Raw genomic sequence first — 20,733 nt, forward strand, 5'->3', positions numbered from 1 at the left:
GATTACGGGGTTTTTTATTGGGCGCTTCAAAACGAGGAGCGGCTACCGCAGGCTGTCGCTGCATTACTGCTGCAAAAATACCGGAAACCCATAAAAAGAGAGCGCCTGGCGCTCTCTTTTTATTTCTCAATGCCGGCCTGGCGCACTTCAATAAGGCGCCGCCTGACCATGCACAAACACGCGCAGCTCGCCGTTCTGGAAGGGGGTCCACTGCTCGTTCTGTGTCAGAGGGGCGGTGACGATGATGGCTACCTTGTCCTGGGGGGTGGTTTCGCGGGAGAAATCCACGCTGAGGTCTTCGTCGGACAGCTGCGCCTGGGTGAAGGGATGGCGGCGCTCGACATAGCAGAGGTGGGTCGTGGCATGGGCCCAGAGCGCTTCGCCGTTGGAGAGCAGGAAGTTGAACGTGCCGTGCGGTGCGATCTTGGCGGCCAGCTCGCGCAGGGTGTGGGTCAGCTCTTCGATGCTGGGCACGCCCGCATGGGACTTCCACAGCTCCTGCATGATCCAGCAGAAGGCCTGCTCGCTGTCTGTGTTGCCAATGGGCTGGAAGTGGGCGTGCAGCTTGGGGGCGAAGTTCTTGAGATCGCCGTTGTGCGCGAAGACCCAGTTGCGTCCCCAGAGCTCGCGCACAAAGGGATGGCAGTTCTGCAGGCTGACCACGCCTTGGGTGGCCTTGCGGATATGGGCGATGACGTTGGTGCTCTTGATCGGGTATTCGCGGATGAGCTTGGCAATCTGGGAGTCGATGGCGCGTTCGTGATCGACGAAGTGGCGCAGGCCCTTGTCTTCGAAGAAGGCGATGCCCCAGCCGTCTGTGTGGTCGCCGGTGTTGCCTGCGCGCTGCGTGAAGCCTGAGAAGCTAAAGCGCACATCGGTAGGCGTGTTGCAGTTCATTCCAAGCAGCTGGCACATGGCTTCGTCATATCTTTCAAGCAAAAAAGCTTTATAGCCCAAGAATCTATGGATGATCTCGTCAATGATGGTGCTGTATGGCAGAGATCGTCAACCGCTGCCCAGCCGGCATGAAAAAAGCAGCCTAAGCTGCTTTGCGCAAGAGGGCGGCGATGGCCTATTCGCGGTCCAGCCAGAGTTTGCCGCCGGTGGCCCAGTCGTGACGCTTGATGTCGGTGATGATGATGTCCACCGATTCGGGCGAGCCGCCCAGCACTTCAACGCTGACGCGGGTGATTTCTTCGACCAGCTTGCGCTTTTGTTCGACGGTACGGCCTTCCATCATTTCGACATGGTAGGTGGGCATGTGCAGGTTTCCTTGCTGGCTTGGGTTGGGAAAAGAGGCCCATCATAAGGCCGGGCTGGCCAAGATCCGTCCCGGGACGGTTCCGACCGCGCATTCAGGCCGGTCAGCTTTGCTCCGACCAGAGCTTGCCGCCGGTGGCCCAGTTGTGGCGCGGCACGTCGGTGATGATGATGTCCACGGACTCGGGGGCGCTGCCCAGCACCTGGGTGGTCACGCGGGTGATTTCTTCGGCCAGCTTGCGCTTTTGTTCAACGCTGCGGCCTTCAAACAGTTCAATGCGATAGGTGGGCATCAAGGTCTCCTTGCTGATGTTGAATGCCCGAGCTGCAAGGCGGTGAGCGCAGGATCAGGCAGGGGTGGAATCGTCGGCGACCGGCCGTGCACAGGCGGGGCAGATGCAGGCCTTGCCACGTGCGTCTGCGGGCAGCCGCTCCAGTGCGTCCCAGGAAACCGGGGCCTGCATGCACCAGCAGCTGTTCGGCGGCAGGCCGGCGCTGATGGCGCACTGGTTGGGCTGGCCGCACAGAGGGCAGCGGCTGGCGTCTATGAGGGGATCGGTGGGCATGGCAGCAGTGTAGAAGCCATACCGCACCACTAGGGCCGTGGCCAAGAAAAATGCACTCGATGTACTGACATGGAGTGCATTTTGATAGCGGATTGCGCAATTGAATCAATGGATTTGGGTAGAAATGTCTTTCAAGTCCATTGGTATCAAGCGGGAGCCACTCCTTGTTCAGGAGCGGCCTTGCCCGGCAATCAGGCGCCGGCCTTGACCTTCAGGCGCCAGGCGTGCAGCAGGGGTTCGGTGTAGCCGGAAGGCTGTTCCTTGCCCTTGAACACCAGATCCAGAGCAGCTTGATAAGCCGCGCCATCGGGGTTGGCCACCAGGCTCTTGTAGGCGGCGTCGCCGGCATTCTGCTCGTCCACGATCTTGGCCATGCGGGCATAGCTGTCGCGCACCATGGCTTCGGTGACGATGCCGTGCTGCAGCCAGTTGGCGATGTGCTGGCTGGAGATGCGCAGCGTGGCGCGGTCTTCCATCAGGCCCACGTTGTGGATGTCGGGCACCTTGGAGCAGCCCACGCCCTGGTCGATCCAGCGCACCACATAGCCGAGGATGCCTTGGACGTTGTTGTCCACTTCCTGCTGCTTTTCAGCATCGCTCCAGTTGGGGTTGGTGGACACGGGCACTTGCAGGATGGCGTTCAGCAGCTCGTCGCATTCGGCGTCGGCGTTGGGGCTTTCCAGACCCTTTTGCACGTCGGCCACATTGATCTGGTGATAGTGCAGGGCGTGCAGCGTGGCCCCGGTGGGCGAGGGCACCCAGGCGGTGTTAGCACCAGCCTTGGGCTGGGCAATCTTCTGCTCCAGCATGGCCTTCATCAGGTCGGGCATGGCCCACATGCCCTTGCCGATCTGGGCGCGGCCGCGCAGGCCCATGTTCAGGCCGACCAGCACGTTGTTCTTTTCATAGGCGGGCAGCCAGGCGCAGGTCTTCATGTCGGCCTTGCGGACCATGGGGCCGGCATACATGGCGGTGTGCATTTCATCGCCGGTGCGGTCCAGGAAGCCGGTGTTGATGAAGGCGACGCGTGCCGGGGCGGCTGCAATCGCGGCCTTCAGATTGGTCGAAGTGCGACGCTCTTCGTCCATGATGCCGAGCTTGACGGTGTTCTCGGGCAGGCCCAGAACCTTTTCCACGCGGCCGAACAGCTCGTTGGCAAAAGCGGCTTCGGCGGGGCCGTGCATCTTGGGCTTGACGATGTAGACGCTGCCGGTGCGGCTGTTCCTGATACCGTTGGCTCCGTTGCCCTTGAGGTCATGGATGGCGATGGCGGTGGTCACCAGCGCGTCCATGATGCCTTCGGGGATTTCCTTCTGCTCGGGGCCCCACAGCACGGCGGGGTTGGTCATCAGATGGCCCACGTTGCGCACGAACATCAGCGAGCGGCCGTGCAGCTTCACGCTCTTGCCGTCGGCGCCGGTGTATTCGCGGTCGGGGTTCAGACCACGGGTCACGATCTTGCCGCCTTTTTCAAAGGACTCGGTTAGAGTGCCCTTGAGAATGCCCAGCCAGTTGGCATAGCCATTGACCTTGTCTTCGGCATCCACGGCGGCCACGGAGTCTTCCAGATCCAGAATGGTGGACAGGGCGGCCTCGACCACCACATCGGCCATGCCGGCAGCATCGGTGCTGCCGATGGGGGTGGACTTGTTGATGATGATGTCGATGTGGATGCCGTTGTTCTTGAGCAGCACCGACTTGGGAGCCGCAGCATCGCCCTGGTAGCCGATGAACTTGGCTTCGTCCTTCAGGCCGGTCTTGCTGCCGTCCTTCAGGGACACGACCAGCTTGCCGCCTTCGACAGCGTAGCCGGTGGAGTCCTGGTGCGAGCCGGAAGCCAGGGGCACGGCCTGATCGAGGAAGTTGCGTGCGAATGCGATGACCTTGGCGCCGCGCACAGGGTTGTAGCCCTTGCCCTTCTCGGCGCCGCCTTCTTCGCTGATGGCGTCCGTGCCATACAGCGCGTCGTACAGCGAGCCCCAGCGGGCGTTGGCGGCGTTCAGCGCGTAGCGGGCGTTCAGAATGGGCACCACCAGCTGGGGGCCGGCCTGGATGGCCAGTTCGGCGTCGACGTTTTCGGTCGTGGCCTTGGCGTCCTTGGGAGACTCCACCAGATAGCCGATGCTGGTCAGAAACTGGCGGTAGGCCGCCATGTCGGCGATGGGGCCGGGGTTGGCCTTGTGCCAGGTATCGAGCTGCGTCTGCAGGTGATCGCGCTCGGCCAGCAGGGCTGCGTTCTTGGGCGCCAGATCGGCCACGATGGCGTCGAAGCCCTTCCAGTAGGTGTCCTGGTCCACGCCCGTGCCAGGCAGCACTTGCGTGTTCACAAAGTTGTACAGCTCGGTGGCGACTTGCAGGCCGTGGACTTGGGTGCGATCAGTCATTGGAAACCTCTGGTTGTGATGTCTCGGGATTCGGGAGTCGTTGCCCATCACGGGCAGCATGTGTAGAGACTGTATTTGAATTCTTTGAGTACATAAATAGCCTAAATAGTTCGGAACTCATGATGTTTTTATATGGAGTCGCTGGGATTTATGCGTTTTACGTACCCAGGGCGCCAGAGTTCGTCAGTTCTGACCGGTATGCGCGGCGGCTGCGGCAGTGACGGGCTCAGCAATAGATGGCAGAGACTGGAGGAGGCTGCGCGAGCTCTCTCCCGAAGCAATAGCTTCAATTGCTTGCCAGGCCTGAGCTGGCGGCAGATTGGACGGTGTTTTTACGCGTCTTATCTTTGCTTTGAAGTAAGTGCATGCTGCCAAATGACAAGGCTTTGTCTGTCATAAGTCGATATCCGCGCTCAGAAATGATTTGTTAATCTTGAAACAAATTGAGCATCTTCCGATATCGGCCAGCCAATCTTTACCAAGGAGCTCCTGATGGCGAATCTGAACGAAAGCCTGCAAGATCTGATGACCCTGGATGGCGCCATGTGCGCGGCAGTGGTGGATTACAACAGCGGCATGCTGCTGGGCAGCATAGGTTCCGGCGTGGACCTGGAGCTGGCTGCCGCCGGCAATACCGAAGTGGTGCGCGCCAAGATGAAGACCATGAAGTCCCTGGGTCTGAACGACAGCATCGAAGACATTCTGATCACCCTGGGCAAGCAATATCACATCCTGCGCCCTGCCGAGAAGATCAACGGCATCTTCATCTACTACGTGCTGGACAACGGCCGTGCCAACCTGGCCCTGGCCAGGCGCAAGGTTTCGGATGTGGAGTCCAAGTTCGTCATGTGATTCAGCCGGACTGAATACACGCAACGGGCCCGGAGGCCCGTTCTTGTTTTTCGCGCCGGATTGATCAGGCCGCGATCAAGGGGGCGCGGAACTGGTAGCCCACTTTCTGCTGGGACTGCAGCGGCACGGCCACGGGCGTCGCCTTTTCGATGCGGCGGCGCAGGCGGTAGATGGTGGCGTGCAGGTTGTTGTCGGACTCGGCTGCGCTGGTATGGGCCAGCAGGCTGCGGATATGGTCGCGGCTGACGGTTTCGCCCTGGGCCTGCAAAAAGCACTCCATCAGCATCAGGTCGGTGGCGCCCAACTCCACGCTCTGGCCATCGGGGGCGGTCAGCAGACTGCGGCGACTGTCCAGCTTCCAGGCCGTGGCCGTTCGGGCCGTGGTCATGATGCGCCGGTGCACGGCGCGCACGGCCAGTTCCACCTGCTCGAAGGTCACGGGCTTGGTCAGATACATATCTGCACCGGCGTTGATGACCTCGGCAAATACTTCGGGCCCCAGGCGCCCCGAGACGATCAGCACGCCGGCCTGGCTGCGCTTGCGGATGATGCGCAGCAGCTCGGTGCCAGCCACCCCGGGCAGCATCAGGTCCAGTACATAGAAATCAAAGCGATAGGGTGCGTCGTCGGTCAGCAGGTCGCTGCTGTCGCTGTATGCCGTGACCTCCACGCCCTGGCCGCGCAGATGCTGGGCCAGAAATTCGCAGTACTCGGTGTCGTCGTCGACCAGGGCAAGAGTGGCAGGCAGCATGGGCGGCGGACCTCATTCGGCAAGACCTTGGGGAATGACCAGGCGCATGATCGTGCCATGCGGGCTGTGCGGCAGAGCTTGTACTGTACCTTGGTGCAACTGCAAGACCGAATGCACGATGAACAGGCCCAGGCCGGCCCCGGGGCGGCTGTGGTTGCCGCGCGAGCCTTTTTCGAACAGACGCGGGAGCAGCTCCTCGGAAATGCCGGGGCCCTGGTCCACGACTTCCAGAATCAGCGCCAGCGGCTCGTCGGACTCGGAGATGCGCAGCTGCACCCGGGTATCTGCAGGCGCATAGGCCAGGGCGTTGTTGAGCAGATTGCGAAGCGTCAGTCGCATCAGCGCCGGATGCAGCTGTACGGTGCGTGCCGTGGTCAGCCATTGCACATCGATGCGCGGGCGCAGGTCGGCCGCAATATCGTGCAGCACCAGCTTGATCAAGGTCGGCAGATCGGTTTCGCTGGAGGCTCCGGCCTTGCCGCCCGCGGCCAAAATCGTGCCGGCGGTCAGGGTGTTGTCCAGTGTGCCTATCACCTGCTGCAGCACATGCTCGGCGCGCAGCAAGGCCCTGGCGGCGGGCGCGGCATCGGCCAGATGCAGGTCTTCGATGGCCTTGAGCGTGGCCTGCATGGCAGCCGAGGCATTGTTCAGCGGCTGGCGGATTTCATGGGAGAGCAGCTGCAGCATCTCGTTGTGTTCGCTCAGCATGGCCGTGCGCCAGTCCAGCAGGGTACGCAGCCTATCGAGCTCGCCCGCGTCCTGGCGGCTGCTGCGCAGTTGCTCGTGCAAGGCCTGCAGCTGCTCGCGCTGGCGTGCAATGACTTCGCCACACGCATATTCGCGTCCTATGTCGCTGAGCTGCATCAGCACCTCGTGCCGGCCCTGGGCATCGGCTGAGCCGGGCGTGAGCTGTATGCGGCGGTGCTGCTGCGAACCGGAATCACCGGGCCGTATGTCGTCATATTCCTGGTGCAAGCCCTGGGCGGCGGCGGTAAAGCGCGGGCCGTGGACTTGCCAGATCTCTGCAGGCAGCAGACCCTGCAGCGGCTGGCCGATGGGGCTTGCGTCCTCGGGCATATCCAGCCATTGGCACCAGGCGGGAGTGGCCATGAGCAGCAGCCCTTCGGCATTCCAGAGCGCACAGCCCTGGCCGGAGCGGCCCAGCAGATCGGCCAGATGGGCGGCAGAAACGGGTGAAAAGCTCATGACGGCGGGCGGTAGCGGATTTGTAAATGTGTTTTGCAAATCATAGGTTTAACGTCTGGCTCTGCCCAAGAGCTCATGGCGCCGGCGAATAAGCGATATTCCTGCCTCAGGGAAAACGGTAAATTTTGATATAAACATATATAAACATCAAAGATTCACTGTCAACTTGTGACTTCTAAGTAAGATATATCGCAATGAAGTCGCATGCGGGACAGGCATGCAGCGCTGATTGATGACTTTTATAGTGATAGCAGTCAGCGCTCTTGTTTAAAGAACTTTCGATAAAAACATTTGAGAAATCAAGACTGCTTGTGCGATATGTGCTCTTGTATTAATAGTGCACGCTACCGCAGCAGGAGACAACACGGACCAGACAGGAGCAGCGGTCATGGACAAACTCAAGGCATTTGAGTCTTTTGTATCGGTAGCGACCAGGGGCAGCTTGACGGCTGCCGCCAAGGCCGAAGGTGTGGCGCCCGCCATCATGGGGCGCCGTCTGGACGCTCTGGAAGAGCATCTGGGCGTCAAGCTCATGGTGCGCACCACGCGTCGCATCTCGCTGACCCATGAAGGCAGCGCCTTCCTTGAGGATTGCCAGCGCCTGCTCTCCGATGTGTGCAATGCCGAGGCCAGCGTGTCGGCCGGCGGTGTCAAGGCCACGGGCCATCTGCGCATCACGGCGCCTGCCGGTTTCGGGCGCCGCCATGTGGCGCCGCTGGTGCCGCGTTTTCGCGACCTGCATCCCGATGTCACCATCTCGCTGAACCTCAGCGACCGCGTGGTCGATCTGGCGGGCGAGGGCTTCGATTGCGCGGTGCGCGTGGGGGATCTGCCGGACTCGGCCCTGGTCAGCGTGCGCATTGCCGACAACCGCCGCCTGTGCGTGGCCACGCCCGGCTATCTGGAGCGCCGTGGCACGCCCAAGCATCCTAGCGAGCTGACCCAGCATGACTGCCTGACGCTGTCGTCCGACGCCTCGCAGACGCGGGGCTGGGCCTTCCGCATCCCGCATCCCGAAAGCGGCACCAGCGAGGTCGTGCACTTCAAGCCGGGCGGCCCGCTGGACTGCTCCGATGGTCAGGTGCTGCACGACTGGTGCCTGGGGGGCTGGGGCATTGCCTGGCGCAGCACCTGGGAGGTGGAGGCCGAGATCGCCGCCGGCCGCCTCGTGCCCGTGCTGGAAGAGTTTGCCGCGCCTCCCAACGGCATCTTCGTGGTCTTCCCCCAGCGCAAGCACATGCCGCTGCGCGTGCGCATGTGGATCGACTACCTCAAGCATCACTACAACCAGCCGGACTTCTTTCGTCTCGGCGTGGATCTCTGAGCGGGCCTGAAACGGTAGACAATGGACCGGTCGCCGTGGCCTGATCGGGGCCGCTGAACCCGTCCTTTTTTCTACTGTGAAGCCATGACCTTTGAAGCTGTTCTTGCCAGCGCCCATCTGCTGGCGATTCTGACCCTGGTGGTGTTTCTGACCAGCCAGGCCGCCCTGTGCCGTGTGGAATGGATGAATGCCGCCGTGGTGCAGCGCCTGGCCAGGCTGGACATGATCTACGGCATTGCCGCCGTCATCCTGCTGTTGACCGGTATTGCGCGCCTGGTCTGGGGCGTCAAGGGCATGGGGGCCTATATGGCCTCGCCGCTGTTCCACCTCAAGATGACGCTGTTCGTCATCGCCTTTTTGCTCTCGCTCAAGCCCACGCTGACCTTCCGCCGCTGGAAGAAGGCGTTGGATGCGAGCGGTCAGCTGCCGGCGCCCGAGGAGGTCAGGCAGACGCGCAAATGGGTGATGTGGCAGGGCCATGTGGTGCCGGTGATCGCCGTGGTTGCCATCTTCTGGGCGCGCGGCATGTAGGCTGCGCTAGGCAATTCGAAAGGCAAAGGCCGCTGCAAAGCGGCCTTTTTCATGTCTGCGGTAGGTGGTCCAGAGGCGCAATATGTGCTTGGGCGTGTAGGTATTGATGCCAGATCCTGGTGGTTGATGTCGCGCTCGCAGGTGTTGCAGTTGAAGGTGTGGCCGGCAAACAGGTTCCAGCCGCAGCTGAGCTCGCCGCTGAACGTGGGCATGGTCTGCATTCGGGGTTCAAGCGAGAATGACTTCCATTTGCGCAATGACTGGGTGTGGCCGGCGAAACATGCGGATACCGCCCTGCAGCCTGTGAACCGGCCCTGGAACAAGGGTGTGGCGCCAGCGATTCGGCAGGACTTGAATCCGGCACGTAAAATCCCGCGATGCTCTCCGTCAAACAGGAATTGCTCGCAGCCCTGGCTGCTGAGCTCGAAACACTCTCGCCCGGCGCCGGCGCACGCGCTGCGTTTGAAAACCCCAAAGTGGCAGCCCATGGCGATTTCGCCTGCACGGCGGCCATGCAGCTGGCCAAGCCTCTGAAGGCCAACCCGCGCGCCCTGGGCGAGCAGCTCAAGACCGCGCTGGAGGCTACAGCCGCCTTCCAGCAGTGGGTGGATGCGATCGAGATCGCGGGTCCGGGCTTTCTCAATATCCGCCTCAAGCCTGCTGCCAAGCAGGAGGTGGTGCGCGAAGTGCTGGCGCAAGCCCAGAAGTTCGGCTACCAGGCCGATCGCGGTGAAAACATCCTCGTCGAGTTCGTCTCCGCCAACCCCACCGGCCCTCTGCATGTGGGCCATGGCCGCCAGGCTGCGATTGGCGACGCCATCAGCAACCTCTATTCCACCCAGGGCTGGAAGGTTCACCGCGAGTTCTATTACAACGACGCGGGCGTGCAGATCGACACCCTGACCAAGAGCACCCAGCTGCGCGCCAAAGGCTTCAAGCCTGGTGACGAATGCTGGCCCACCGACAGCGAAAACCCGCTGGCCAAGAATTTCTACAACGGCGACTACATTGCCGACATCGCCAAGGCTTTCCTGGCCAAGGAAACCATCAAGGCCGATGACCGCGAGTTCACCGCCAACGGCGATGTCGAGGATTACGACAACATCCGCCAGTTCGCCGTGGCCTATCTGCGCAACGAGCAGGACAAGGACCTGCAGGCCTTCAACCTCAAGTTCGACGAGTACTACCTCGAGTCCAGTCTCTATGAAAACGGTCATGTCGAAGCGACGGTCAACCGCCTGATCGCCAACGGCAAGACTTATGAGCAGGACGGCGCGCTGTGGCTCAGGTCCACCGACTACGGCGACGACAAAGACCGCGTGATGCGCAAGACTGACGGCGGCTACACCTACTTTGTGCCCGATGTGGCCTATCACATCCAGAAGTTCAAGCGCGGCTTCACCAAGGTGGTGAACATTCAGGGTACGGACCACCACGGCACCATTGCCCGCGTGCGTGCCGGCCTGCAGGCTGCCGATGTAGGCATCCCCGAGGGCTACCCCGACTACGTGCTGCACACCATGGTGCGCGTGGTGCGCAACGGCGAAGAGGTCAAGATCAGCAAGCGCGCCGGCTCCTACGTCACGCTGCGCGATCTGATCGAGTGGACCAGCAAGGACGCCGTGCGCTTCTTCCTGCTCTCGCGCAAGCCCGACACCGAGTACACCTTCGACGTGGATCTGGCCGTGGCCCAGAACAACGACAACCCCGTGTACTACGTGCAGTACGCCCATGCGCGCATCCAGTCCGTGCTGCGTGCCTGGCAGGAGGCCGGTGGTGCAGGCCTGGCGGCACTCAAGGATGTGGACCTGTCCGCTCTGGAAGGCCCGCAGGCCCAGGCGCTGATGCTGCTGCTGGCCAAGTACCCCGAGATGCTGACCGCTGCGGCCGAAGGCAACGCACCGCACGACGTGACCTTCTATCTGCGCGATCTGGCCTCCAGCTATCACAGCTACTACGACGCAGAGCGCATTCTGGTGGACGACGAAAAGGTCAAGCTCGCACGTCTGGCCCTGGTCGCTGCCACGGCCCAGGTGTTGCACAATGGTCTGGCGGTGCTGGGTGTGAGCGCACCCGAGCGCATGTAATCCCAGTTTCCTGTCCATCGATCACCTTGCCGGCCTTGCCTGTCAGGGGTCGATGGATCTGAGAATGGAATAACTGAAGCAGAAAGCGTTAAGCGACTGATATGAAGAACCAGCAACGCGGTGGAACCATCCTGGGGCTTATCTTTGGCATGGTCATCGGTCTGGCTGCGGCCCTGGCCGTGGCCATCTATGTGACCAAGGTGCCGGTGCCCTTCCTCAACAAGGGTGGAAACAACACTCAGCGCGATGCGGCCGAGGCCGAGCGCAACAAGAACTGGGACCCCAACGCACCGCTGCAGAGCCGCCAGCCGGCACCGCCCCCGGTGACACCACCAGTTCCCCCGAGCGACGTGACGGTGTCGCCGCCCACACCTGCGGTACAACCTACTGCAACCGGCGGAGTCACCACGCCGCCGCCCTCTACGCCGGAGAAGCCTGCCAAGCCTGCATCGGGTGATCCGCTGGGTGATCTGGTCAAGGAGCGCTCCGCCGCAGCCGACAAGGCAGACAAGGCGCGTGCAGACAAGGAAAAGGCGGCCGCGCAGACGGCATCCTCTTCGGACTCTGCGTTCAACTACTTTGTGCAGGCCGGTGCTTTCCGCGGCCAGAACGAAGCGGAAGCGCAGCGTGCCAAGCTGGCCATGCTGGGCTGGGAGTCGCGCATCAGCGAGCGTGAGCAGAACGGCATCACCGTTTTCCGCGTGCGCGTGGGGCCGTTCAGCAAGCGTGACGACGCCGAGCAGCTCAAGGGCAAGCTCGACGGTGCGGGCGTGGACTCGACTCTGGTGCGCGCGGCCAGATAACAAGGCCCTGAGACGCGGAGCGCCTTCCCCTCGGAACGGGGGGGCACCTTAGGTGCGAGGCAGCCCTTGCTTGAGGCCTCTGGCTTGTGCCATTGGTAGTTTTGACAAAGCTGAACTTTTTTGGGCCTGTTGGCTCTGATACTGCAGACCTGATACAGGAGTTTGTTTAGATGAAACGTCGCGAATTCTCTCTGGCTGCCTCGGCAGCTGCTGCCGGTGCCCTGAGTCTGGGTGCCTCCTCCAGCTGGGCCCAGGGCGCTGCGCCCAAGGAAGGCAAGGACTACATCAAGCTCGGCAAGCCCGCCAGCGTGAGCGCGCCGGCCGGCAAGGTCGAGGTGGTCGAGTTCTTCTGGTACAGCTGCCCGCATTGCAATGCCTTCGAGCCCCAGTTCGAAGCATGGGCCAAGAGCCAGCCTGCCGATGTGGTGGTGCGCCGCGTGCCCGTGGCCTTCAATGCATCTTTCGTGCCTCAGCAAAAGCTGTACTACGCTCTGGAGGGCATGAACCTGCTGCCCCAGCTGCACGCCAAGGTGTTCCGCACCATCCACGTGGATCGCAATCTGCTCAAGACCGACGACGCCATCTTTGACTGGGTCGGAAAGCAGGGCGTGGATCTGGCCAAGTTCAAGGAAGTCTACAACTCCTTCACCGTGGCCAACCAGGCGCGCAAGGCCGCTCAGCTGCAAAACGAATATGACGTGGAAGGCGTGCCCGCCATGGGTGTGGCCGGCCGCTACTACACGGACGGCACCAAGGCCGGCAATATGGACAATGTGCTGCGCGTGGTCAATGCGCTGGTCGCCTCCAGTCGCAAGGCCTGAGATCAGCCGGCAGACGTCAGTGACGTTTGACGCCCAACAAGCCCGCCGCCGTGCGGGCTTTTTTGTGGGTGTTTTTTACGCAAGTTGCAAAAAGGGAATGACTACAATGGATGCAAGAAACGTGCCTTCCATGAAAAAAACACTCCTACCTCTTGCGCTGGCCTGCGCCCTGGCAGCAGCGACCGGCATTGTCCATGCCGAAAAAGCCGACAGCGCCAAGCCCATGAATATCGAGGCGGATGCGTTGCGTCATGACGAGCTGCAGCAGACCAGTGTCTTTACTGGCAATGTGGTGATGACCAAGGGCTCCATCGTGCTGCGCGGTGCTCAGCTCGATGTGCGGCAGGACGCCGAGGGCTATCAGTACGGTGTGATCAAGGCCGAGGCCGGCAAGCGAGCGTTCTTCCGTCAGAAGCGCGATACCGTGGCCGGTCAGCCCGAGGAGTTCATCGAGGGCGAAGGCGAAGTCATCGAGTACGACGGCAAGGCCGATATCGTCAAGTTCATCCGTCGTGGCGAGATGCGCCGCTACCGTGGCGGTCAGCTCAGCGATCAGGTCACGGGCTCCATCATCGTCTACAACAACATCACCGACGTCTATACCGTCGATGGTCAGAAGACCAGCGGCGGCCTGCCGAGTTCCTCCGTGGGGCAGGGGGGCCGTGTGCGCGCCATCATGGCGCCCAAGGACGGCACGCCGGGAGCACAGCCCAAGCCTGCAACACCTGCCACGCAGCTGCGCCAGAGCATGACGCTGGGCGGTGAGAAAGCCGACGAGAAGAAATGAGCGAGCCGACTTTCTCCAGCAGCCGCAGCGGCGAGTCCGACAGCCGCCTGGAGGCCAAGCATCTGGCCAAGTCCTACGGCAGCCGCAAGGTGGTCAAGGATGTGTCCCTGTCCGTGCAAAAAGGCGAGGTGGTCGGTTTGCTCGGCCCCAACGGTGCGGGCAAGACCACATCGTTCTACATGATCGTGGGCCTGGTGCGCAGCGACGGCGGCGAGATCTTCATCGACGGCCAGCCAGTGGGCGGCATGCCGATTCACCAGCGTTCGCGCCTGGGCCTGTCCTATCTGCCCCAGGAAGCCTCCATCTTTCGCAAGCTCAGCGTGGAAGACAATGTGCGCGCCGTGCTGGAGCTGCAAAAGGACGAGCAGGGCAAGACGCTGACGCAGGGCGAGATCGAAAAGCGCCTTACCGGCCTGCTGCAGGAGCTGCGCGTAGAGCATCTGCGCCAGTCGCCGGCGCTGGCGCTGTCCGGCGGTGAGCGCCGTCGCGTGGAAATTGCCCGTGCCCTGGCCACGCAGCCGCGTTTCATCCTGCTTGACGAGCCGTTTGCCGGTATCGATCCGATTGCGGTGATCGAGATCCAGCGCATCATCGGCTTCCTCAAGGAGCGCGGCATCGGTGTGCTGATTACCGACCATAACGTGCGCGAGACGCTGGGCATCTGCGACCACGCCTTCATCATCAGCGACGGCCATGTGCTGGCCGAAGGCACGCCCGAGGAGATCGTGGAGAACGCCGATGTGCGCCGCGTCTATCTGGGCGAACATTTCAGAATGTGATGACCCCCACGCTCCCTCACTTTGTGTGGTCGCTGCCCCCAGAAGGGGTTCTGACCGGCTGCGCCGGGGTTTGCCTTGGGGCGGCCCGGCGGCAAACCCTTAGCACTGCGCGCGTTTGCAATGATTGTCTGGGGGCCGCGCCTCGATGAAGCCAGGTCTCTCGCTACGCGTTTCGCAGCATTTATCGCTTACGCCGCAGCTGCAGCAATCCATTCAGCTGCTGCAGCTCTCCACTCTGGAGCTGGCGCAGGAAGTCGAGCAGATGCTGGTCGACAACCCTTTTCTGGAACGTGCGGGCGATGAGGCCGAAACTGTGGGAGATGCTCCTGTAGATGTAGCTGCTAGCGCCAGTGAATACAGCACTTCAGATGGTATTCATGCTGAAAATGATGCGAAGCAAACGCAAACAGCTGCTGAAACAATAGCGGAAACGCCAAGCGCCGAGACTCCGGAAACGCTGAACTGGGAGGCCGACGGCATGGACGGCCAGGACGGGGAATGGGGCGGCGAATCCAGCAGCGAGTGGGATACGCCCTCGGCCAGCAGCTCCACGCGCAACCGCGATGGCGACGACGAAACCGATGCCATCGATCTGGCGCGCGAGCACCAGAGCCTGACCGACTTTCTGCACCGTCAGGCGCTGAGCCTGCATCTGGGCGCGGCGGACATGGCGGCGCTGCGCTTTCTCATCGAGTCGCTCAGCGACGACGGCTATCTCGAGGATTCCCTGCAGGAGCTGGCGCAGAGCCTGGCCGGCGACGATCTGGAAGAGCGCGAGGAGCTGGAGCAGCACTTTGCCATTGCGCTGAAGCTGCTGCAAAGTCTGGAGCCCGTGGGCGTGGGCGCGCGCGATCTGGCCGAGTGCCTGCAGCTGCAGCTGCGCGATCTGATCCGCACGGCCGAGGACGAGGGCACGACCGAGGCGCATATGAGCCGGCTGCTGCTGGCGCAGGCCATCTGTGCCCAGCCCATGGACCTGCTGGCGCGGCGCGATCTGCGCAAGCTCACCAGCCTGTGCGGCGCGCGCGAGGAACAGCTGCGCGAAGCCATGGCCCTGATCGCCAGGCTGGAGCCGCGTCCGGGTCGGCGCTTTGTCGATGTGGAGCGCCATATCGTGGTGCCCGATGTCATCGTGCGCCCGCTGCGGGCCGGCTCGGGCCGGGTGGACTTCTCCGTGCAGCTCAACCCCGAGGTCATGCCGCGTCTGCGCGTGCACGACATCTATGCCAGCGTGCTGCGCCGCCACAAGAACAGCGACGGCCATGCGGCGCTGCAGCAGCAGTTGCAGGAGGCGCGCTGGTTCATCAAGAACATCCAGCAGCGCTTCGACACCATCTTGCGTGTTTCCGAAGCCATCGTGGAGCGGCAGAAGAACTTCTTTGTGCATGGCGAGCTGGCCATGCGCCCGCTGGTGCTGCGCGATATCGCCGACACCCTGGGCCTGCATGAATCCACCATCAGCCGCGTGACCACCGCCAAGTACATGGCCACGCCCCAGGGCACGTTCGAGCTCAAGTATTTCTTCGGCTCGGGCCTGGGTACGGAAACCGGCGGCAGTGCCTCCAGCACGGCCGTGCGTGCGCTGATCAAGCAGTTTGTCGATGCCGAAGATGCCAAGAAGCCGCTGTCGGACGCCAAGCTGGCCGACATGCTCAAGGAGCAGGGCATCGAGTGCGCGCGCCGCACCGTCGCCAAATACCGCGAGCAGCTCAAGATACCGACGACCACGCTGCGCAAGGCGCTGTAGGGCGCCGTAGAAACAAGAAAGCCGCTGATGCATCGCACAGCGGCTTTTTGTTTAGAGCCATATGTCTTGATGAAGCAAGATCCAAGTGAGGGACAGCAAGCAAAGGCCGCCCTGCAGCGAAGATGTCGTCCCCCTTCCGAAGAGAAAGGGGGAAGGCGCAAAGCGCCTCAGGGGGTTAATTCGGTACCAGCCACCAGATAAACCAGACCAGCACGCCGATCATCAGGCCGAACTTGAGGATCTTGTAGAAGGTCGGATTCCAGTCGCGGAAGGCACGGCGGTACTTGCCCGCATAGAACGAGATCTTGAACAGCTTGCTGATCATGCCGCGCGGATCGCCCTCGTTGTTCGGCGAGCTGGCGGCGGCCACCACGTTCTTGCCCAGCCAGTGATTGAGCCACTGGGCAAAGCCATTGGTCATGGGGCGCTCCACATCGCAGAACAGCACGATGCGGTTGCCTTCCGAGCGGTTCTCGGCCCAGTGCATAAAGGTCTCGTCGAAGATCACGCCTTCGCCTTCGCGCCAGCTATAGGGCTGGCCGTCGACCTCGATCATGCAGCGGTCGTCGTTGGGCGCCAGCACGGCCAGGTGATAGCGCAGCGAGCCCGCATAGGGGTCGCGGTGCAGATTGAGCTTGGCGCCGGGCGGCAGCTCGGCAAACATGGCGGCCTTGACGCTGGGAATCGATTTCACCAGGGCCGTGGTCTTGGGGCACAGCTCCATGGCCGAAGGGTGGGCGTCGCCGTACCACTTGAGGTAGAAGCGCTTCCAGCCGGTCTTGAAGAAGGAGTTGAAGCCTGCGTCGTCGTTGTTGGCGGCGGCCTTGATCTGCATGTTCTTTTGCAGATTGACGGCTTCCTCGCGGATCTCGCGCCAGTTGGCCTGCAGCGGCGCCAGCTCGGGGAAGGTGCTGGTGGGCAGATAGGGCGTGCGCGGCACCTTGCTGAACATCAGCATGAAGACGTTGAACGGCGCCGTGAACGTGGAGTGGTCAAACAATTGCTTGACCACCTTGTGGCGCACCTTGCCGCGCAGATGCATGTACAGCCCGCAGCCAAAGAAAAGCAGCACCAGTGCCAGAACGATTATTTTTGCCATAAGGGCCAATTTTACCGGGGGCACCCCGGCGGCCACCATGGGGGCAGGTCAAACAGAACCGGGGTAGGGGAATATCAAAAGCAATAGCTGCCGGCGCTTGACGGCCAGGCGCAGCAGCCGGTCGGGATCAGATACTCAAGGCAGGGCCAGCACGGCGCAGTTGCAAAGGTCGGCGCTCTCGAAGGCTGTTCTGTCGCCCGCTTTGAGGCCCGGTACGGGGAACAGGCGCACCGTCAGCGGCTTGTTGAGGCGAAACGCCATGGTGCCCGTATCGCGCATGACGGCGGCGATCTGCTCGGCGCTGCTGTCGCCCGGCACGGGCACGGTATCGAGGCCGATGCCGCAGACGCTGCTGTAGGTCAGCAGGGCGCGGATATCGAATTCATCATTCAGACTGGCCTGGGCCAGGCCTTGGTCCTCGGTCACGGCCAGCATCAGGCCGCTGAAGCCGATCTGTGTCACGCCGTTGACCGATTTGAAGACGCGGGTCAGCAGGGCCGAGGCTTCCACCGTGCCGCTGGCGCCGAAATAGGGCACGCCCAGCAGTTGGTAGACATCGACCATGGAGGCGCAGGACTTGGATGGCGCGGCCGAGGTGTCCATGCCAGCGATATGCCAGCCCTCGGCCAGCGTCACGCCGTCGGCGCAGCGCTGGATGGCAGTGGCATGCTCGTTCAGGGTCTGGCTCAGGCGATCGAATGCGAGCTTGAACCACGCCGCGTGATCGAGCTGCTGGCGCTGCTGCTGCAGCTCCTGCAGTTCAGCCACCATGAGGTCTGGCGTTTCCAGGCCCAGCACCAGGGCGCCGTGGTGCTTGCCGCGGTGGTAGCTGGCCGGGAAATAGGGAATGCCGGGCGCGCAGTTGAAATTGACTGTGAAGTTGAAATTGCCTTCGCCGCGCGGCGTGGTGCGCGCGATTTGCTGAATCGCCTGCACGCTGTGGGCCAGCAAGTCGGTCTGCAGAAAGCCATGTTCATCCAGATCGATGTTCACGCAGGCATTGCACAGGTCGCCATAGGCGGCAATCAGCTGCGGCAGCAGCGCCACTTCCTGCGCATTGCGCGCTTCGCCCACGGCAAAGCGGATGCGGCGTTTGCCGGTGTTGATGGCCTTGAGCGTTTCGGCAATGCGCTGCAGGCCGGCGAGGGCGCTGTCTATGCCGTGGACGTCTAGGTATTCGCCGAACGGGTTGCTCACAATGCGGATGGACTGCACCTGATAGCCCCGGGCCTCGATGGCATCGGCCACGGCATCGCATTGCTGCTTGGCCTGGGTCAGGCCGGCCTGCCACTGTGCCTCATCGGCGCTCAGGTTGACAAAGGCGGTGACGGTGCGCACGCGCACCAGCGGGTTGAAGCTGATATTCATAGCAGTATCCATAGGCAGGAGAATGGCTGGCGGCCATTTTGCCTCTGAATATGCCGATCACAGCAGGCGCGTGCCCAGCGGCACCTCCTTGTCGGGCACGCACAGGGCCACGGCTCCCGTGGCGTCGTGAAAACCGGTCACAAGACATTCGCTCATCAAGGGCCCAATCTGCTTCTTCGGAAAGTTGATCACGGCCACCACCAGCCGTCCTATCAGCTCCTCGGGTTGGTAATGCTCGGTGATCTGCGCGCTGGACTTGCGCTGGCCCAGCTCGGGACCCAGGTCCACCAGCAGCTTGTAGGCGGGTTTGCGGGCCTCGGCAAAGACCTCGGCCTGCAGCACGCGGCCCACGCGCAGCTCCACCTTCATAAAGTCGTTCCAGCTGATTTCTTCCATGTCGTCATTGCTCCTTGGCCTGGCATCATGCCTTGGGTCCTGCGAGCATCTGTAGAGCAACGCTTGTCGTGCGCGGGCACCGGAAAAGGCCTAGCGCGTATGCTTATGCCCTGTAAAGCGCACAACAGGCTCCCGTGAGCGTCCGGCGCCTGCGCCGTTGCTGGCGCGCACTGATTTCTATGAACCAACTGCATTTGTTTCTGCCCTGCGCCGCCGGCGTCGAGGGCTTTCTGGCCGACGAGGTCCACGCCATCACCGGCGCCAGCGGGCAGGATCTGCTCGTGGGCCGGGGCGGCGTCATGCTGCGCGGCATGTGGCGCGATGCCATGCTGCTCAATCTGCACAGCCGTCTGGCCCAGCGCGTGCTGATCGAGCTGTCGCACACCATGTACCGCAGCGAGAACGATCTGTACCGTGCCGCCAGCGAGGTGGCCTGGGAGATCTGGTTCACGCCCAAGGAAACCTTCAAGATCGAGGTCACGGCCCAGCACAGCCCGCTGACCAGCCTGAACTTTGCGGCGCTCAAGGTCAAGGACGCGATCGCCGACCGTTTTCGCGCCAAGCGCAACGGCGTGCGTCCCAGCGTGGAGACCCACCACCCCGATGTGCGCGTGCACCTGCACCTGACGACCGACGGCGCGACCATCTATATCGACACCTCGGGCGAGGCGCTGTTCAAGCGCGGCTGGCGCGAGGACAAGGGCGATGCCCCGCTCAAGGAAACCCTGGCCGCGGCCATGATTGCTGCCTCGGGCTGGAACCCGCATGGCGACAATCCCCAGCCGCTGTACGACCCCTGCTGCGGCAGCGGTACCCTGGTGATCGAGGCCGCGCAGATCGCGCGCAGGATTCCGGCCGGCATTCTGCGTCGCTTTGCGTTCGAGAAGCTCGTGCCCTTTCAGCGTCATGTCTGGGAAGCCATGCTGGATGAGGCAGAGAGCCAGATCCTGCCCGAATCGCCGGTGGGCATTTATGGCTCGGACATCGCTTTCCGCATGGTGGACTTTGCCCAGCGCAATGCCGAACGTGCGGGTGTGTCCGATACCGTCAGCCTGCGCGGCGGCGATGCCTTGCAGCGCATGCCGCCCAGCGAGCAGCCCGGCATGATGCTGCTGAACCCGCCCTACGGCGAGCGTATCGCGGCCGCCGGCAGCGCAGGCCGCAATGCGGCCGAGCGCATGGGCCAGGTCGAGCGCGCAGGCCGTGAAACCGCGCAGACCGAGGATGGCGGCGAATTCTTCAACCAGCTGGCCAGCCACTGGAAGAAGAACTACAGCGGCTGGAGCGCCTGGATGCTGACGCCCGACCTCAAGCTGCCCAGCAAGATGCGCCTCAAGGAGTCGCGCCGCACGCCCATGTGGAACGGCCCTATCGAGTGCCGTCTGTTCCGCTTCGACATGGTCAAGGGCGCGGTCAAGCCACGCAAGCCCGCGGACGATGCTGCTCAGAGCGGCAAGCCGGAAGGCCGGCCTCAATGAAGATTGCTCCCCTGCGCTGGCCGGCCTGCAACGCCGGCTACGACGGCCCTTTGCCGCGTCCCATGATTCTGGACACCAATGTGGTGCTGGACATGCTGATCTTTGACGACCCGGATATTCCCGCCATCCGCGAGCTGGTCGCCCGTGGCGAAGTGCGCTGGATTGCCGATGAAGCCCAGCGCATCGAGCTGGGGCGCGTGCTGCACTACAGCCAGATTGCGCCGCGCGTCAGCTACTACGGCAAGACGCCCGAAGGCGTGATGGCCGCTTTTGATGCAGCCGTCGAATATGTGTCCGCCGCACCCAAGATTCGCTTCACCTGCACCGATCCCGACGACCAGCATTTCCTCGATCTGGCCAGCCAGCACAAGGCCTTGCTGGTTAGCAAGGACAGGGCCGTGCTCAAGCAGCGCAAGCGCGTGGCAACGCACTATGGCGCGACGGTGGGCAATGTGGTGGTGATGGAAGAGGAGCGGCTGGCCGCCTAGTGTGGC

21 protein-coding genes are annotated in these 20,733 nt (G+C 62.5%); 11 read left to right on the top strand and 10 right to left on the bottom strand.

Annotated elements, in window-relative coordinates:
* Positions 1 to 147 precede the first annotated feature (147 nt).
* The 5 genes from EIC84_RS08255 to EIC84_RS08275 form a co-directional block, all read right to left on the bottom strand.
* Complete coding sequence (locus tag EIC84_RS08255; protein WP_003068169.1) at positions 148 to 915, bottom strand: class II glutamine amidotransferase; 768 nt, start codon at positions 913 to 915, stop codon at positions 148 to 150.
* A gap of 157 nt (positions 916 to 1,072) precedes the next feature.
* The gene (locus tag EIC84_RS08260) at positions 1,073 to 1,261 is read right to left on the bottom strand and encodes a 4-oxalocrotonate tautomerase (RefSeq protein WP_003060524.1); all 189 of its coding nucleotides are present in this window, start codon (positions 1,259 to 1,261) and stop codon (positions 1,073 to 1,075) included.
* Positions 1,262 to 1,364: 103 nt separating this feature from the next.
* Complete coding sequence (locus tag EIC84_RS08265; RefSeq protein WP_003068172.1) at positions 1,365 to 1,553, bottom strand: 4-oxalocrotonate tautomerase; 189 nt, start codon at positions 1,551 to 1,553, stop codon at positions 1,365 to 1,367.
* Between the two features lie 54 nt (positions 1,554 to 1,607).
* On the bottom strand, positions 1,608 to 1,826 hold the full coding sequence (locus EIC84_RS08270; RefSeq protein ID WP_034362882.1) for a cysteine-rich CWC family protein: 219 nt from the start codon (positions 1,824 to 1,826) through the stop codon (positions 1,608 to 1,610).
* Between the two features lie 191 nt (positions 1,827 to 2,017).
* Positions 2,018 to 4,210 carry a malate synthase G gene (locus EIC84_RS08275; RefSeq protein ID WP_003068177.1) on the bottom strand — a complete coding sequence of 731 codons (2,193 nt, stop codon included), beginning with the start codon at positions 4,208 to 4,210 and terminating at the stop codon, positions 2,018 to 2,020.
* Positions 4,211 to 4,702: 492 nt separating this feature from the next.
* Here EIC84_RS08275 and EIC84_RS08280 point away from each other — a divergent pair, with 492 nt between their 5' ends.
* A complete protein-coding gene (locus EIC84_RS08280) occupies positions 4,703 to 5,062 on the top strand; it encodes a hypothetical protein (RefSeq protein WP_003068180.1) in 360 nt (119 codons plus the stop codon).
* A 64-nt stretch (positions 5,063 to 5,126) separates the two neighbouring features.
* On the opposite strand, the gene EIC84_RS08285 is transcribed toward EIC84_RS08280, so the two are convergent.
* Entirely contained in the window at positions 5,127 to 5,813 is a 687-nt protein-coding gene (locus EIC84_RS08285; protein ID WP_003068182.1) for a response regulator transcription factor, read from the bottom strand.
* Between the two features lie 12 nt (positions 5,814 to 5,825).
* Positions 5,826 to 7,019 carry a sensor histidine kinase KdpD gene (locus EIC84_RS08290; protein WP_003068184.1) on the bottom strand — a complete coding sequence of 398 codons (1,194 nt, stop codon included), beginning with the start codon at positions 7,017 to 7,019 and terminating at the stop codon, positions 5,826 to 5,828.
* Positions 7,020 to 7,407: 388 nt separating this feature from the next.
* Here EIC84_RS08290 and EIC84_RS08295 point away from each other — a divergent pair, with 388 nt between their 5' ends.
* From EIC84_RS08295 to EIC84_RS08330, 8 genes are all read left to right on the top strand, one after another.
* Positions 7,408 to 8,343: a LysR family transcriptional regulator gene (locus tag EIC84_RS08295; protein WP_003060536.1), complete on the top strand. Its 936-nt coding sequence runs from the start codon at positions 7,408 to 7,410 to the stop codon at positions 8,341 to 8,343.
* Between the two features lie 84 nt (positions 8,344 to 8,427).
* Complete coding sequence (locus EIC84_RS08300; protein WP_003068186.1) at positions 8,428 to 8,874, top strand: DUF2214 family protein; 447 nt, start codon at positions 8,428 to 8,430, stop codon at positions 8,872 to 8,874.
* A gap of 377 nt (positions 8,875 to 9,251) precedes the next feature.
* Positions 9,252 to 10,961 (top strand): arginine--tRNA ligase, encoded by a 1,710-nt coding sequence (gene argS / locus EIC84_RS08305; protein WP_003068188.1) that lies wholly within the window; start codon positions 9,252 to 9,254, stop codon positions 10,959 to 10,961.
* 101 nt (positions 10,962 to 11,062) lie between these two features.
* Complete coding sequence (locus EIC84_RS08310; protein WP_003068190.1) at positions 11,063 to 11,764, top strand: SPOR domain-containing protein; 702 nt, start codon at positions 11,063 to 11,065, stop codon at positions 11,762 to 11,764.
* Positions 11,765 to 11,934: 170 nt separating this feature from the next.
* Positions 11,935 to 12,585 (top strand): thiol:disulfide interchange protein DsbA/DsbL, encoded by a 651-nt coding sequence (locus tag EIC84_RS08315; RefSeq protein ID WP_003068192.1) that lies wholly within the window; start codon positions 11,935 to 11,937, stop codon positions 12,583 to 12,585.
* Positions 12,586 to 12,715: 130 nt separating this feature from the next.
* Entirely contained in the window at positions 12,716 to 13,372 is a 657-nt protein-coding gene (gene lptA / locus EIC84_RS08320) for a lipopolysaccharide transport periplasmic protein LptA (protein ID WP_003068194.1), read from the top strand.
* Positions 13,369 to 14,151, top strand: coding sequence for an LPS export ABC transporter ATP-binding protein (gene lptB, locus EIC84_RS08325; protein WP_003068196.1), 783 nt, complete (start codon positions 13,369 to 13,371; stop codon positions 14,149 to 14,151). The genes lptA and lptB overlap by 4 nt, the downstream gene beginning before the upstream one ends.
* 145 nt (positions 14,152 to 14,296) lie before the next feature.
* On the top strand, positions 14,297 to 15,898 hold the full coding sequence (locus EIC84_RS08330; RefSeq protein WP_003068198.1) for an RNA polymerase factor sigma-54: 1,602 nt from the start codon (positions 14,297 to 14,299) through the stop codon (positions 15,896 to 15,898).
* A 175-nt stretch (positions 15,899 to 16,073) separates the two neighbouring features.
* Here the strand turns inward: EIC84_RS08330 and EIC84_RS08335 are convergent, their stop codons facing one another.
* The 3 genes from EIC84_RS08335 to EIC84_RS08345 all read right to left on the bottom strand — a co-directional run bounded on the left by EIC84_RS08335 (position 16,074) and on the right by EIC84_RS08345 (position 18,761).
* Positions 16,074 to 16,997, bottom strand: a complete 924-nt coding sequence (locus EIC84_RS08335) for an aspartyl/asparaginyl beta-hydroxylase domain-containing protein (RefSeq protein WP_003068201.1) — start codon at positions 16,995 to 16,997, stop codon at positions 16,074 to 16,076.
* A gap of 135 nt (positions 16,998 to 17,132) precedes the next feature.
* The gene (locus EIC84_RS08340; protein WP_003068203.1) at positions 17,133 to 18,365 is read right to left on the bottom strand and encodes a DUF711 family protein; all 1,233 of its coding nucleotides are present in this window, start codon (positions 18,363 to 18,365) and stop codon (positions 17,133 to 17,135) included.
* Between the two features lie 57 nt (positions 18,366 to 18,422).
* Entirely contained in the window at positions 18,423 to 18,761 is a 339-nt protein-coding gene (locus EIC84_RS08345) for a tRNA-binding protein (protein ID WP_003068205.1), read from the bottom strand.
* 179 nt (positions 18,762 to 18,940) lie between these two features.
* On the opposite strand from EIC84_RS08345, the gene EIC84_RS08350 reads away from it, so the two are divergent.
* Complete coding sequence (locus EIC84_RS08350) at positions 18,941 to 20,239, top strand: class I SAM-dependent RNA methyltransferase (RefSeq protein ID WP_003068206.1); 1,299 nt, start codon at positions 18,941 to 18,943, stop codon at positions 20,237 to 20,239.
* Positions 20,236 to 20,727, top strand: a complete 492-nt coding sequence (locus tag EIC84_RS08355; protein ID WP_003068209.1) for a putative toxin-antitoxin system toxin component, PIN family — start codon at positions 20,236 to 20,238, stop codon at positions 20,725 to 20,727. Before EIC84_RS08350 ends, EIC84_RS08355 begins: the two co-directional genes overlap by 4 nt.
* Positions 20,728 to 20,733: the final 6 nt, after the last annotated feature.

Source organism: Comamonas sp. A23 (genome assembly GCF_004522605.1).
GTDB classification, from domain to species: Bacteria; Pseudomonadota; Gammaproteobacteria; order Burkholderiales; family Burkholderiaceae_C; genus Comamonas; species Comamonas thiooxydans.